Origin of the sequence: Aerosakkonema sp. BLCC-F183 (assembly GCF_041929145.1) — a bacterium.
In the GTDB taxonomy this organism is placed as follows: domain Bacteria; phylum Cyanobacteriota; class Cyanobacteriia; order Cyanobacteriales; family Aerosakkonemataceae; genus Aerosakkonema.
The window spans coordinates 101,903-116,988 of the sequence record NZ_JBHFNU010000124.1 but is presented as its reverse complement, the minus strand read 5'-3'; the positions used below and the strand labels follow the sequence as shown (position 1 = coordinate 116,988).

Genomic DNA, 15,086 nt, shown 5'->3' with positions numbered 1-15,086 from the left:
ACCGCAGATAAACGCAGATAAACGCAGATGTAACTAGAGAGGGAAAACATGACTAATAGAATGAATCGACAAGCATATGCGGCAATGTTTGGGCCAACGGTGGGCGATCGCATTCGTCTTGCGGATACGGAATTATTCATAGAAGTAGAAGAAGACCGCACTACTTACAATGGCACTCTTTACGGCGAGGAGGTGAAATTTGGCGGCGGTAAAGTAATTCGAGATGGCATGGGACAATCGCCAATTACTAATGCTGCTGGCGCGGTAGATACGGTAATTACTAACGCTTTGATTCTCGATTGGTGGGGAATTGTCAAAGCAGATATCGGCATCAAAGATGGGAAAATTTACAAAATAGGAAAAGCAGGCAATCCCTACACTCAAGATAATATAGATATTATCATCGGCCCAGGTACTGAGGTAATAGCTGGAGAAGGCAAAATTCTCACCGCCGGGGGAATTGATTCTCACATTCACTTTATTTGTCCCCAGCAAATTGAAACTGCGCTTGCTGCCGGTATTACTACTATGATTGGCGGCGGAACTGGGCCTGCGACAGGCACGAACGCGACTACTTGTACTCCTGGCCCTTGGCACATTTACCGGATGTTACAAGCAGCTGATGCTTTCCCAATTAATTTAGGTTTTCTCGGAAAAGGTAATGCCAGCAAACACGAAGGATTAATCGAACAAATCGAAGCTGGTGCAATGGGATTAAAGCTGCATGAAGACTGGGGAACTACTCCTGCGGCGATCGATACTTGCCTTGCCGTTGCCGATTTATACGACGTACAAGTCGCAATTCACACCGATACTTTAAACGAAGCTGGATTTGTAGAAAATACGATCGCAGCTTTTAAAGACCGCGTTATTCACACATTCCATACCGAAGGTGCAGGCGGCGGTCACGCGCCTGATATCGTCAAAGTTTGCAGTTATTCAAATGTTTTACCTTCTTCTACCAATCCCACTCGTCCCTACACCATCAATACCTTAAACGAACATCTCGATATGTTGATGGTCTGCCATCACCTCGATAAAAATATTCCCGAAGATATCGCTTTTGCTAATTCGAGAATTCGTCCCCAAACTATTGCCGCTGAAGATATTTTACACGATATTGGCGCGATAAGTATGATGTCTTCCGATTCTCAGGCAATGGGAAGAGTAGGAGAAGTAATTATTCGCACTTGGCAAACCGCCCATAAGATGAAAGTGCAAAGAGGAATCTTACAATCTGCCGCCGAAGTTAGTCAAGATAACGATAATTTTCGCGCAAAAAGATACATTGCTAAATACACGATTAATCCTGCGATCGCACAAGGTATTGCTAATTATGTCGGTTCCGTCGAGGAAGGTAAATTAGCGGATTTGTGTTTGTGGAAACCAGCATTTTTCGGTGTCAAACCAGAAATGGTAATTAAAGGAGGTGCGATCGCATGGGCACAAATGGGCGATGCCAATGCCAGTATTCCTACTCCCGAACCAGTACATATGCGCCCGATGTTTGGTAGTTTTGGCGGCGCAATAGGGGCTACCTCTATTACTTTTGTTTCCCAAGCTGCCTTAGAAAAAGATATTCCCAAACAACTCGGTTTAACATCTCGCGTCAGGGCAGTTGCCAATACCAGAAATCTCAGTAAAGCAGACATGAAACACAACAGCGCTACCCCAAAAATTGAAGTCGATCCTGATAAATATGAAGTCAGGGCAGATGGGGAATTATTAACTTGCGAACCTGCCAAAGTTTTACCGATGGCGCAGCGTTATTTCTTGTTTTGATTGAGTTTTACTACCCAGATACCCGACTTCTTCAAGAAGTCGGGTATCTAGATTCCAAAAGCTAACTCTTCATCTTCTAGAAGCATTTCAATAACTTCACGCAGATTCTCTTGTAACTCTTCGAGAGTTTCTCCCTGCGAATGCGCTCCGGGAAATCCAGGCACATAGCCAACATAGAGCTTTGTATCAGGATCTCTCTCGACGATCGCTGTGAAGGTCTTCGTAAGTTTAGCTTTCATATATTAATGCTAACTTGTTCGTTAGAAGTTCCCCAAAAACTCAGCCCCCACCAAATTATATGGGTGAACTGGGCACATTCAAACCAAGTGAAAGTAAAAATTAGATAACAGATTGCTAGCGCCGATATACTGCCATCAGGTGACTTCATTACTTGCCAAAAATTGAAACCAAACAATCCAAGATAGCACCCCATCCCCAAAAAGCCAACCGATAAACAGCTATCTAAAATTAAATTGTGAGCTTTGCTGGATGCGATCGCTTTTCTCTTAACCACTCCTTCCTTATTCACGTAATCAAAACTAAATTCACCCAAATGAACGATTCTAGGCGTCCAATTAGGGTTAACAACATAAGGATAAGCAATCCCGAAACCATTCATACCCCATCCCAATATCGGACGCCGAAATATTCCCGATGCTGATAGCTGCCATAAATAAATTCGGTCTGACGTAAGTTGTTTGATTAAAGGCAAATTGTCAATTTGACGAGTAGTAGTATTAATGGCAATTACTAGCAAACAAACTAACGCCGCCGGAATTAATAGTTTATAATATTTTTGTCCAAGCAGGTAAATAACTGCTACAATTAAAGCTAAAATTCCCGCTCTATTTTGAGTAAATAATAACGCTGAAATAATTGGAATTACAGATATCGCCAATTTGCCATTACTCATCCATCCTTTCCGCCAACTTGCGACTGCCAATACCGCCACTGTTGCTAATACAAAAGCCGCGTGTCCCCGATGGGAATACAAACCAATTGGCTGCTGCGTTTGAAAAATAGTACTAACTAAAATATTATCCCGCAATAGTTGACCTGATGTAGCAGTATAGTCGATTTTCCAATTAATCACTTGCAGAAAAATGCTCAATGCCAAAATCACGCCACCAATGATTAAACCGTTAACTTGGAAACGTGCTATTGATGGGCGATGTCTTAAAACTAAAGTATTGCTGAGGGTAAACGCCGCAATTAGCAACCAATACAACCACCCATCGCCCATCTCGTTTTGACCGAATAGCGAACGCAGAGGAAAAGGACTGAACATCGTTGAAAGCAGCCCTATTCCCAGAAATATTTCCCACAGCAATTTGCTAATTTTCCAATTCCGGGTTATGGTTATGTCAAATCTTTCTGTCCATAAAATTGAAAAGTTTAATAGCGTAATGAGTAGAACAGCGAAAATTTTGGGATAAGTCCATATTTCGCCTCGGTTATAGCCCCAAGGATTGATGAGAATAATACTGACGGCAAACAGCAAACTATAAAGATGTTTCATTGCAATTTGCCCTTCTTAATTTTGTGTCCTCGAAATACTCCCCATCCACCGAGCATGAACAAACCCAATATAGCAGTAGGTTCGGGAATACGTCTGGGTTCAGGCGTTGCTTCAATTGCACGCATTTGGAAACTACCTACTTTGTCATTGAATGCCAGTTGAATCGGAAAAGCTGTTTCTTCTGTGTCACCAATTAAGGTATCGATATCGGTTATTTTAAAATGAGAAACTCCCGCACCGAATAAGGAGACAAAATCAACGCTATCTCCAGGGCTAAATTCTCCCAGGATGGTGTCTCCTACGGAAACGGTGAAGCGATTATCAAGACCTACGGGAAAGTCGAGAATTTCGGTAAATAGGGTATTTTCTAATGCTTGGAACTCAAAACCGTGCGTGGTGTGGGGGTCGTACCAGCGACAGCTTGGTACGTTGTTGAAGATTTGCCAACCACCAGAATTGCTTGTTGGTAGGATAGGGGTGTTTTGCGTGCGTCCGGGTCGAGGTCTTTCAAAGACTACTCCACCGCCACCGCTACTGCCTACAATTATCGAGGGTGGGGCAGGTTCAGAGTCGTAGACTTTGACGTTAAGTTCGTAGTCGCCTCTATCTTCTCCACGACGACCGCCATTAGCACCAACAAAAAGATCGATGATACCATTGTCGGGGACCATTCCTGCTAGGGCGGAAGCAAAACCGTCTCCTACCGGACTGTTGTCGTTGTCGTATTTATACCCTGAACTAGAAGATGCACCTAAGTATGTATTTGGGTTGCAACGATTTGAGGGGATGTCATTGTTCGTCCAAGCGTAAAAGTAGCTGCCGGGGGTGAGTTTATCCAGGGTGAATTTGTCTGTTTGATAACCGGAGGTTAGAGTGCCTGAAAAGGTTTTAGTAGGTTGAGAAGGAGGAGAGCAATTAATGCCAATGTTAACGGCGATCCCACCCATGTCAACTGTAATGCAACCAGAAGGAGTAAATCTGTTTTTCCAACCCCATCTAATCCCATTATAAATGGTCACGTCTCCAACATCTTTATTTCCAACTCTCCTGGTTGCAGTTTGTTCTACCAAATAAAGTTCAGCAACAAAGTAATGGTTGATACGGGGGTCATCGGTGTATGGTGTGTCTATAAAGTAGTCTGTAGTTGCAGTACCATCATCAAAGTCATAATAAGGATTGTCTTGACCAGGAGCTATATCAAGAGAGTCATCAGGATCTTGCTCAAAGTCATCTGTGTAGCTAGTAATCACTCGTTGAATCCAATGGACATTATTGCCATAAGGATCGTTTATTCCTGGACGATAGTTTAAACGAAAATGAGATCCGACTGAACCCCGATCGAAGTCGCCAGGAAAGTCCTCAATTCCACAATTCGTTGTAGGCTGGCAGGCGTAATTGTGTAAAATTTCAAAACTCCCCTTCAAGTCGTTGGGTGCAACATTAAAAGTCCAACCTCGATCTATAAAAGGTTGCAGCAGGTTCAAAAGACCCCTCGTTCCACCCCGTGCAATTTCGGTAACTCCACCCGAAACATCCCGCCATGTGTCTGGATACCACAATAAATAAGTATCCAAAAATGTCTCGCCAGTTCCATTAGACAGATTGTAGGGAGCTAAGGGATTATAATTTCCATTAGCACCGGGTTGTGGGGGCGTAATAGTAAACGCTGTAGTCGATTGCTCTGTGAGTGCAACTAGCAAGCTCGTTGCTAAGCCAAGTAGAGAAGATTTTCGTAACGCCATTTCTAAGCTCCTTCAAACGCTTAAGTTTGCTCAAAATACCTACTGGGTAATCGAATATAAACGATAATTAAGGTGTAAATCCAAAGCTATATAAGACGAAATTTGACAAAAGGTGTAAACACCTCACCAGTCCATAATCCTTGTATTAATTTCCGGTTTGTCAGTTTTTCTTCCTTATCGTGTATTGTCTGCTCCATATTTTCGTTTTTATAGATGAACCGAATTTTATAAATTCCTGGATTGGTAACTTGAAAACTCCAATAGCCACCACATCCGTTGGCTATACTAAGTTTTAATTGCTCACTCCTATTCCATACAAGTCTTGCATTTGGAAAAAAGGTCACGCTTTCTCCAGGCGTAGCTAGGGGAAAATCAGATTCTTTAGGTGCTAGGCGTCTACGACGGAGAAAGGTTAGTTGTATGGGTCGCTCATCCGATCCCACAAGTTCTGGGGTCAATTTACGATAAGAACTAAACCGAAAAGGAGTTGGTGTATTGTTAGTAATACGGATACCAAACTCGACATTAATCTTAGTTTCCTGTTGGGAATTTGGGACAGTCAATACGAGTTGCGGCACTAAAGTTTCAAAGCTAACGCCATCAACTACAACCGCATTGCTATTAAAAGATTCGCCCGATGTCATGTTAACTACCCTCTCAACAATCTCATTTTCTGGCCACGTAAAAAGAGACTCATCGCTTTTGGCCATCTCGCCTCCCAAAACTAAAGCCAAAGCCAAACCTAAAAGAAAGAATTTACGCATAACAATTCTTCTGAACTAGCTACTACTCTAGCCAGTTCTATTCTTTTCGCTCAACATGAGAGTGCAACTTTCTACCGAGCTATTTAGGCATCCAATAGCCTATACCCTGGAACTTCTTTCCCTATTTTGACGACCACATACAGAAAAGCGCCATCAATATAAGGAGCTATCCGATCGCCCTCACCACAAGTGAGCAGCTAATCTTTTAATTTTGCAAAATGTTAACCTTTAATATCTAAGTAAATCAATTAGAAAAAACACTGATTTTACCAAAAATTAATTACTGAGTTTCTCACCAACTCAAGCAAGTAAAATTGCTGAATTCGTTGATGAAGAAACCGTGAAGAGAGCGGTTAACCTCATCCGTACTCACTGCGATCGCTGCCCAGAAGCCGTTACGCGATCGTTAAATTTTCACATCATACTCCGATCGCACTTCATCTACTCTTTCTGGTTGAAGGGCATTTGAGCGATCGCACACAGCCAATTCGCGCACCATGCTTTATACTGTGTATATGAGAATTGTACAATATTCTATTGCTTGACTCGTGTAATTCAATTTTAAATTCATAAATCAATTTAAGCTATGACACAAACACAATCCAAATTAAACAAAACCGACGGACTTTACGAAACAGATTTTTACGCTTGGACACAAAAGCAAGCAAAATTTCTCCAACATGGAATGTGGGACAACTTAGATATCTCAAATTTGGTAGAGGAGATTGAATCTTTGGGGAAGCAAGAGCGACAAAAATTAAGAAACCGTTTGGCTATATTGTTCGGGCATTTACTCAAGTGGGAGTTTCAGCCAAGCAATCGATCGAACAGTTGGCTTGGTACGATTCGGTCACAGCGGCGTCGGATTCTGGAACTGCTAGAAGAAAACCCCAGTTTGAAACCTTATTTACCTGAAGCTAAAGAAAAAGCCTACCAAGATGGCTTGGATTTGGCTGTTCAGGAAACCTCTTTAAGCTACAAAATTTTTCCGTCTGAATGTCCTTACAATTTAGAACAGGTATTGGATTTTCAATTCTTCCCAGGTCAACGACTTGAGGATGACCCAAACTAAGTACGTGAGAGCCAACTAACTTATGAGTCGATACGATCGCCTCCGTCAAATTCAGCAGCTCGACCCTGTAAAAGATTGTTGCCAAATTGTACATTTAATGAGTGGCTACGAATTTCCGTGGGATATTACCCGTTCCTTAGAAATTGCCCTTTTCCGCACATATTGCGTTCCCAGTATCTCTGCTTTGCTGGATAAAACAGGTGAATTTCGCCACCGCACTCAGAAACGTTACGACGATACCGGACTGCTGGTAGCGGAAATTATGAAATGGGGCTACGATAGCGATCGCGGTCGCGCAGCGATTGTGCGAATGAATAATATACACGGGAAATTCAAAATTGCCAATGAAGATTTCCTATATGTGCTTTCAACATTTATTTACGAACCTATCCGCTGGATTGACCGTTTTGGGTGGCGGAAAATGTGCGAAACAGAACGCTTAGCATCATATTACTTTTGGCGCGAAGTTGGTGAGCGGATGCAGATTCAAAATATCCCCAAAACCTATGAAGAATTTGAGTTATACAATCTCAACTACGAGCGCGAAAACTTTCGCTATTCTGACACAAATCGTCGTGTCGGTGAAGCTACCCGCGACCTTTTCTTGAGTTGGTTTCCAAGTTTTCTGAGATGGGCGATCGAGCCTGCTGTTTATGCAATGCTAGATGAAACAATGCGATCGGCTTTTGGTTTTCCCGATCCGCCGCAACTTCTCAAATCCGCAGTACCGATGATTCTAAAAATTCGAGGTCAAGGCTTACGTCTTTTCCCATCAAAAAAACAGCCTGCTTTCTATACTGATTTTCCAAATATTTCCTATCCCAATGGCTACCAGTTAGAGGATTTAGGCCCGCCGCATATGTTAGAGTCGCTTAAGCAAAATCAAGATGGATAGATAGGTGTAGGTTGAGGAACGAAACCCAACTTGTTGTCTAAATGGTTGTACGGTGCGTCAGACTTTCGTTATCCGATCCAAAAGCGATCGTTTCAATCCCTGACGCACCCTACGAATATTGTAGGTTGGGTTGAGGAACGAAACCCAACTTGTTGTCTAAATGGTTGTACGGTGCGTCAGACTTTCGTTATGCGATACAAAAGCGATCGTTTCAATCCCTGACGCACCCTACGAATATTGTAGGTTGGGTTGAGGAACGAAACCCAACTTGTTGTCTAAATGGTTGTATGGTGCGTCAGACTTTCGTTATCCGATCCAAAAACGATCGTTTCCATCTCTGACGCACCCTACGAATGCTAAACACAGAAACCCGGTTTCTCCAAGAAACCGGGTTTCTAATCGTTACGATACTTGCTGTAACCAAATATCGACATCAACTGCCAACTTTTTAGCCAACCGCAACAGAGGACGAAGTTGGGATAATTCCCAACGACAAACTCCTTCGTTTTCTGGCTTCCAATTAACATCAACCACCAAGCACTGCGGCACTATATATTTGTGCAAGCAGTAGCAAAATACTTCTTGCGCCCGCTCGACAGATAAGCCGAGATTGAGGCTATTGCCCACATCGATCGTCCGTTCGATCCGTTCCACATCAGTTTCCAAAGTAGCTGGGTTGCTGTCGTGCAACAAATGCCAAAGCGCTTTCAAAATCAACCGCTCCAAAGTTTGCTTACCTTCGCGGACATTCAGGTTGCAGCGCATATTTTTGGCTTCTGTCGCGATCGCTTCCAATTCTACCAGCTCGCCCAAACCCAAATGCGCTTCCCCATCTGGCAAATCGCTCAATTCGTATTCCAAATCGCGCAGAGCGATCCTCGCCCGATTACTCAGCGCAATCTCGGCGGCAACTTGCAACTCTTGCGGTACCGACAGCTCATCCCGGTGGAACGCCATCAAGACACCGAAATTATCCCGATAAACTTGGGTATAAAGTTGATCCAGACGAGTCAGTGTTTCCTTACTCAACAGCTGCATGATCCGGTGGCGTTCTTCAGCAAACAAGTTCTGCAAGCTAAAACTTTGATCCCCAAACACTTGGCTCATCGCCAGAATAGTTTGTGCCGCACTAGCTTGTTGCAAAGCCTCAAACAGCTGCTCTTTCAACTGAGTGTAAGCGCGGCGACTCGTGAAAGGTTGAATGCAGCAGTGGAAATCCCAACCGCCCAAATGCAAAACAGCAAACACCAGATGCACGCTTTCCCAGGTAATTTCCGATACCATCCGCACTTGCCCGACCGCCAGAGTTAGCGGCCCCATGCTTTGCAGCTGGTAATCTAACTGATGCGCGGAGTAACAATAAACGCGGGTTTCGTGAGAGTAATTGGTAAATAGGGAAGTAATCGCGTAGTGGGCTGCCACCTGCTTAAAGCTAACTTGGGCAGATACTACCAGTTGCCGATAAATTTCCGCACCATTTTGGAATCGATCTATATTGCTAGGAGCGAGGGCAAGGCGTTCGAGAAACTCTTTTTCCAACTGCACGCCACCTACTTCTCCCGCCAATTCCAAAGCGCGGGCGGCATAGCGGAGAATCTGCACGCCTTCGGGACGAGAGAGTTCTTCAAAAAACCAACCGCAACTGGTGTACATCAGCAAGGCATGGCGCTGCATTTCCAGCAGGCGCAGGGCATCTACTTGTTCTGCGGGGTTGAGTTGCTGCGATCGATGACGTGCCAAAAATTGCTCAACATTAGCAGGAGTGCGATCGCGTATCACCTGGATATACTCATCTCGCGCCAACCAAGGATCGACAAAAAACTTCGGCCCACTTTCTTCGTAAACCTCAATTAATCGATCGCGCAACCAATCCAACGCCTGTCGCAAAGGACGCCGCCACTTCAAATGCCAACCGCCACCAGCACCGCAACCGCAATCATCTTGCCAGCGATCGACCCCGTGGGAACAACTCCAAGCTGTCACCGGCTTCAATTCTACTTCCCAAGTCGGCGGATTGAGGCTGAGGTAATGGGCATAATTAGTCACCGTCCAACCGCGTCGGGGAAATTCTTCCGTGAAAGCGTAGGCGAGACACTTTTCTTTACCGTGCTTGTGGTGTCCGAAAGTTTCTCCATCGGTGGCGACCGAAATTAATTGAGCGGGACGCTTATCGCCATGTATCGCCATCCCCAATCGCCCTGAGAAGTTATGGGAACTGTTGAGAACTTCGCCAAATCCCATATCCCGCGAAATCGGGCCATCGTAGAAAAAGATATCGATGTATCTATCAGTACCGGGTAGAAAACAGCGATAGGGGCGGGTGGGATCGATCTGCGAGCCGGCCACTTCGATCCAATCACTTTCTTTTTGATGTTGTTGTGGGGCTGGCAACCTGCTGATGGTGGTAGATAGGATATCTGTGCTGACAAGGGAAATCTCTGTGTCGATCGGCCTTTCGCCTGTCAGACGGGGAGTAGTGATGGGGCGACAGCGCTGCGCTTGCGAGGGAGCCAGTACAATGAAGCGAATTCCCTCGTCAATCAGCGCTTCTATAGTTTCGCAGTCAACGGCAGTTTCTGCCAGCCACATTCCTTCGGGATCGCGACCGAAGCGAGAGCGGAAATCTTCTTTGCCCCAGCGAATTTGGGTGTGTTTGTCTCGCTTGTTGGCGAGTGGCATAATGATGTGGTTGTAAACTTGAGCGATCGCATTGCCATGTCCGTTCAGGCGTTCGCCGCTCTTGCGATCGGCTTCCAAAATCCGCTGATAAACCTCCACATCGTAGCGTTCCAGCCACGACATCAGCGTCGGCCCAATGTTAAAGCTCATGAATTCATAGTTATTGACGATCCCCACCAGTTCGCCGCGATCGTTCAATATCCGCGCAAACGCATTCGGGCGATAGCACTCGTGGTGAATGCGCTCGTTCCAATCGTGGAAAGGAGCCGCGCTAGGCTGACGTTCGATCGCATCCAAGTAAGGGTTCTCACGGGGAGGCTGGTAGAAATGCCCGTGGACGGTGACGAAAACGCCCGTACTCTGAAGGCGATCGCGCTGTTGCTCCTCTTGAGGCGTAATCGGCGCAATGCTTGTGGATTTTACGTCCTCAACGGAAACCGATATATCAGCAAATGCAGTCATAATTCACTTTTGTTGGCAACGATAAACTTACACACAGCCTTCCCACTGGCTCAAACAATATCCAAGCCAGCTAAGTCGGTTCAATTATGGGTGGGGAGCGAAATTATCAGTTGATGTGCTGTAACTAATGAGAAATTACCCGCGCCGCCAAGCTTGATATCAAAACAAAAAACATCTACCAAGCGAGGGGTTTTCTTGCAGTTTTCTCGATTTAACTGCAAAATCTAGACTCCTGAAAGGGTTCTTTTACAGAATTTAACTAAAGTTGAGCGATCGCAGTACTGATTGCTGCAAAATATTTAACAAAATCAACACTACTTAATTTATCTACTAAAAAATAGGAAACAAGGTATTTTTGGTTCTTTTGGAATCTTTATGCAGAAGTTCATTCGCGAACATTTTCTCCCCCGCTCCCCCGCTCCCAAGGATCGGCATACTAAAAACTAAAGAAGTGTATTTTTGCCCCTCTGCACAAAACCTGGGAAGCGAGTATTCTAGAGTCTGACTATTCCTGCACTGTCTGGAAAGGATGCGTTTCAACTCCAGGCGGGACTCAACCAGAAAAACACGCATAATTTAATGCTGAACAAAGACAGTATATTCCTGGCCTTATTGCTGTTCATTCCGATTTCGCTGGCCGCACACTTCCTGCATTGGGGATCGCTAACTGTGTTCATCACATCGGCACTGGCGATCGTACCCCTCGCTGCTTGGATGGGTACTGCAACCGAAGAAATCGCCATAGTCCTTGGCCCATCGCTGGGAGGGCTTCTCAACGCCACCTTCGGCAACGCCACAGAACTGATTATCGGTCTTGTCGCTCTCAACGCCGGCTTGATCGATGTAGTCAAAGCTAGCATCACCGGTTCGATTATCGGTAACTTGCTGCTAGTGATGGGACTTTCTATGTTTTTAGGAGGTCTGCGTTACAAGGAGCAAGAATTTCAGCCGGTCGTCGCCCGCACGAATGCTTCTGCGATGAACTTAGCCGTCATCGCTATGTTACTGCCGACAGCCGTGAACTATACCTCTACAGGGGTAGCAAAAGACGCGATCCAGCATCTTTCTGACTGGGTGGCGATCGTGCTAATCCTGGTTTACGGTCTGACCCTGCTGTTTTCGATGAAAACCCACTCGTATCTCTACGATGCAGGTTTGGCAGAAATGGAGCCGGAAGAGTTAGCAGCAGCGAATCTCGCCCCCGATGAACCGCCGCAACACGAAGTAAATGTATGGTTGTGGTCGGGAGTACTGCTAGCCTGTACCCTGATGGTGGCGATCGAGTCGGAACTGCTAGTAGATACTCTAGAAGAAGCAACATCCCGTCTGGGACTAACAGCTTTATTTACTGGGGTAATTTTGGTTCCCATTATCGGTAACGCCGCCGAACACGCTACCGCCGTTACTGTGGCGATGAAAAATAAAATGGATCTTTCCGTTTCGGTAGCAGTGGGTTCTAGTTTGCAAATCGCTTTGTTTGTTGCACCCTTTTTAGTTCTAGCTGGTTGGGTGCTGCACAAACCTATGGATTTAGATTTTAATCCCTTTGAATTGGTGGCCGTTGCGGTGGCAGTGTTGATTGCCAATTCGATTAGTTCCGATGGGCAATCTAATTGGCTGGAAGGCACACTCCTATTAGCAGCCTATCTTGTTTTGGGGATAGCTTTCTACTTCCATCCCGTCATCGAAGGGATTGGCTAAATCCCATGCGGTTTAGTTAGCTTGTAGGTTGGTTTGAGGTAAGTTAAGCCAACCTACAATTATTTTTAACTCAACCCTATTGGCAGAAAATCACCCATTTGGGTACTGTATGTACATAGCAGGCAATATTACTTTGGAATAGTTAGCGTCGTTTTTATCAAAGCTGTCCGCGTCATTGCATCTGCTCCTACGCAATCGCGATGCTAACAAATACGATATAACCTCCTAGTCATGGCTAAATATTTTAGCGATCGCCCGCAATCCGTTGAGCGATCGCTATTTTTTTATAGCTAGGACGTCGGGAAGAGGGAAAAGGGGGAAAGGAAAAGGGAAAAATACGAATTATCTCCCGCTCCCCCACTCTTTTAAATGAGTACATCACTGACTTGAAATCTGCTGTAAATCACCCTGCTTGGGTACTGTCTCAACATCGTAGATAGCATTACATTGAAATTGTTGAAACGCAAATTTATGGAACAATCAACCATGCAAGCTACTACCCAGTCTGCAACTGCCAGTATCAATATGCCAGAACTTCGTCTCGGTTCTAAAGGTGAGGCTGTCCGGTTTCTGCAACAGCTGCTGATCCGTTATGGCTATTATACCGGGTCATTTGATGCACAGTTCGGCTCCCGCACAAAGCAAGCTGTAGAAGATTTCCAAATTGCCTACAACTCCAGTCCAAATCCCAGCACTGTTTTGGTTATTGACGGAGTTGTAGGGAAAAACACTTGGCGTGCGATTAGCGAGTTACTGTAATCAAATGCAAAGAGTTCAGCGCCAAAAATTCCTGTAAATTTGGCTCGCAAAGCTAAATTTTTAAATTATAGATATTGCTCTAATTATAGCGAGTGATATCTATAATTATTGGTTCTTTTTTATCTGTTGCCTGCCTTACCACGCTGGCTAAATTTAGAATATTTAAACATTAGCCAGTCTGAAGCTTGACGTTCAAATTTTTCAGTTTTTCTGTTAACCAAAGTTCAAAAATCTCATTTTGTAGCGTTTCCCGCAGCTGACTGTTTGCTAAAGAAGCTGGCAGAAATACTTCGACTCGAAACAAACACCAATTTCCCTCAATTTCAAATGGCCCGATCGAGTCACCGGGATTGGCAGAATCAACAGATGCTCTGATAGTATCTGGCAATACTCCGCGACTGACTGGCCCCATAATACCGTTGAGAATTCGATCCTCCGTAATGGAATATTCTCTGGCTAGCTTCTCAAAACTCGCTCCTGCTTGGATTTGGCTGTACAGGCTTTCCGCAAGTTCGCGGTCTTTAACAACAATGCGATAAAGGAAAACTCGATCGAGAAAAATTTGGCGCTGGCGGAAGTATTCTTCCAGTTGTGGCTGTGTAATCGCGTTTTTTAGCTTTTCTAGCTTCAAAGTAAAAGCTATTTGTTTATTAAAAGAGACGTAATCAATGTTATTGTTAGCCAGCCATTCCTCAAAACGATGCAGTTCTGTCAGCTGACGCTGTAATCGAAAATTAATTATTGCTTGCTCGACTAGCGTTTGCTCAACAGTGATGTCCGATCGCGTTTCCAGTTCTCGATCTAAGATATATCGGCGGAGGATATCGCCGATGAAAGACTGTAGTTTTCCAGACATCTGTAAATATTGGATGGCTTGTGCTAAAGAAATCTGTTGCTCGTCAACAGTCAAGAATGGTTGAGATGTCATGAAAAAACCACTTTGTTATATTTACCCATACATATTATCTTCTGACTGATGCGATCGCTGTCAAAAGAAACCCGGTTTTTGGCCTTGAGATGCAGTTGAGTGTTAGCTTTGTGAAGAAAAAACCAGTAATAACGCTGAAATATTGATATTTGCTAAGTAATATTCCATTCCAAAAGCTTTCCGTAAGAGGTAGAGTATAATTTGTCTAAACGCTTATGGCAAATAACTTTAAGCATACGATCGCTCTTGCGTACAAGAGTTATTTGTGCTACTATCTACGTATTATCACCCATTTGGGTACTGACACAGCTTGGGACTCAGTATTATCTTGGAGATGTTAAAGCAAAGTTCTGCGAACAAAACCATGCAATCTGTAATCAAGCTAGAAACCAAGAGCGCTCAACTAAGTCCCACAGAGACTCTGCCGGTTCTGCGTTACGGTAGCTACGGGGATGCCGTCAAAATTGTACAGCGACTCCTTTTTACTCTGAACTACTACAGCAATGTCATCAATGGAGTGTACGGCTTACGGACAGAGGCGGCGGTAAAATCTTTCCAAAAAGATAACGGGTTGGTGGTTAACGGCATTGTTGACAGCAAAACTTGGTTAGGGTTAAGTCGTATATCTTGTTGAGGAATAACTGCTGGGCGGTGAAGCTGTCCCTACAACTATACCTGGAGAGCGTTGAATGTAATCAGGCGATCGCATTAATGTTGCACTAACCCATTGTGGCGGATTGCTTCTTTGGTTAGCATCGTCACAGGCTAACTATCTAAACTAGA

The 15,086-nt window shown here is 44.5% G+C and carries 12 protein-coding genes; 6 read left to right on the top strand and 6 right to left on the bottom strand.

Annotation, left to right across the window (positions count from 1 at the left end):
- Window positions 1-48: 48 nt before the first annotated feature.
- On the top strand, window positions 49-1,782 hold the full coding sequence (gene ureC, locus ACE1CD_RS36515; RefSeq protein ID WP_374827864.1) for an urease subunit alpha: 1,734 nt from the start codon (window positions 49-51) through the stop codon (window positions 1,780-1,782).
- A gap of 47 nt (window positions 1,783-1,829) precedes the next feature.
- Here ureC and ACE1CD_RS36510 read toward each other — a convergent pair whose 3' ends face one another.
- The 4 genes from ACE1CD_RS36510 to ACE1CD_RS36495 form a co-directional block, all read right to left on the bottom strand.
- Complete coding sequence (locus ACE1CD_RS36510; protein ID WP_374791780.1) at window positions 1,830-2,021, bottom strand: type II toxin-antitoxin system HicB family antitoxin; 192 nt, start codon at window positions 2,019-2,021, stop codon at window positions 1,830-1,832.
- Window positions 2,018-3,301 (bottom strand): O-antigen ligase family protein, encoded by a 1,284-nt coding sequence (locus ACE1CD_RS36505; protein WP_374791782.1) that lies wholly within the window; start codon window positions 3,299-3,301, stop codon window positions 2,018-2,020. Before ACE1CD_RS36505 ends, ACE1CD_RS36510 begins: the two co-directional genes overlap by 4 nt.
- On the bottom strand, window positions 3,298-5,043 hold the full coding sequence (locus ACE1CD_RS36500) for a PEP-CTERM sorting domain-containing protein (RefSeq protein ID WP_374791784.1): 1,746 nt from the start codon (window positions 5,041-5,043) through the stop codon (window positions 3,298-3,300). The genes ACE1CD_RS36505 and ACE1CD_RS36500 overlap by 4 nt, the downstream gene beginning before the upstream one ends.
- A gap of 86 nt (window positions 5,044-5,129) precedes the next feature.
- Window positions 5,130-5,807, bottom strand: a complete 678-nt coding sequence (locus ACE1CD_RS36495) for a hypothetical protein (RefSeq protein ID WP_374791786.1) — start codon at window positions 5,805-5,807, stop codon at window positions 5,130-5,132.
- Between the two features lie 586 nt (window positions 5,808-6,393).
- Here ACE1CD_RS36495 and ACE1CD_RS36490 point away from each other — a divergent pair.
- Together ACE1CD_RS36490 and ACE1CD_RS36485 are read left to right on the top strand one after the other, a co-directional pair.
- Window positions 6,394-6,879 carry a DUF29 domain-containing protein gene (locus ACE1CD_RS36490; protein ID WP_374791788.1) on the top strand — a complete coding sequence of 162 codons (486 nt, stop codon included), beginning with the start codon at window positions 6,394-6,396 and terminating at the stop codon, window positions 6,877-6,879.
- A gap of 22 nt (window positions 6,880-6,901) precedes the next feature.
- On the top strand, window positions 6,902-7,774 hold the full coding sequence (locus tag ACE1CD_RS36485) for an oxygenase MpaB family protein (protein WP_374827862.1): 873 nt from the start codon (window positions 6,902-6,904) through the stop codon (window positions 7,772-7,774).
- Between the two features lie 402 nt (window positions 7,775-8,176).
- Here ACE1CD_RS36485 and ACE1CD_RS36480 read toward each other — a convergent pair whose 3' ends face one another.
- Window positions 8,177-10,915, bottom strand: coding sequence for a DUF3536 domain-containing protein (locus ACE1CD_RS36480; RefSeq protein WP_374827861.1), 2,739 nt, complete (start codon window positions 10,913-10,915; stop codon window positions 8,177-8,179).
- 579 nt (window positions 10,916-11,494) lie between these two features.
- On the opposite strand from ACE1CD_RS36480, the gene cax reads away from it, so the two are divergent.
- Window positions 11,495-12,616: a calcium/proton exchanger gene (cax, locus tag ACE1CD_RS36475; RefSeq protein ID WP_374827860.1), complete on the top strand. Its 1,122-nt coding sequence runs from the start codon at window positions 11,495-11,497 to the stop codon at window positions 12,614-12,616.
- A gap of 471 nt (window positions 12,617-13,087) precedes the next feature.
- Window positions 13,088-13,375, top strand: a complete 288-nt coding sequence (locus ACE1CD_RS36470) for a peptidoglycan-binding protein (RefSeq protein ID WP_374827858.1) — start codon at window positions 13,088-13,090, stop codon at window positions 13,373-13,375.
- Between the two features lie 169 nt (window positions 13,376-13,544).
- Here the strand turns inward: ACE1CD_RS36470 and ACE1CD_RS36465 are convergent, their stop codons facing one another.
- The gene (locus tag ACE1CD_RS36465) at window positions 13,545-14,303 is read right to left on the bottom strand and encodes a peptidylprolyl isomerase (RefSeq protein WP_374827856.1); all 759 of its coding nucleotides are present in this window, start codon (window positions 14,301-14,303) and stop codon (window positions 13,545-13,547) included.
- A gap of 364 nt (window positions 14,304-14,667) precedes the next feature.
- Here ACE1CD_RS36465 and ACE1CD_RS36460 point away from each other — a divergent pair, with 364 nt between their 5' ends.
- Window positions 14,668-14,937, top strand: coding sequence for a peptidoglycan-binding protein (locus ACE1CD_RS36460; RefSeq protein ID WP_190469737.1), 270 nt, complete (start codon window positions 14,668-14,670; stop codon window positions 14,935-14,937).
- The last annotated feature ends 149 nt before the right edge of the window (window positions 14,938-15,086 follow it).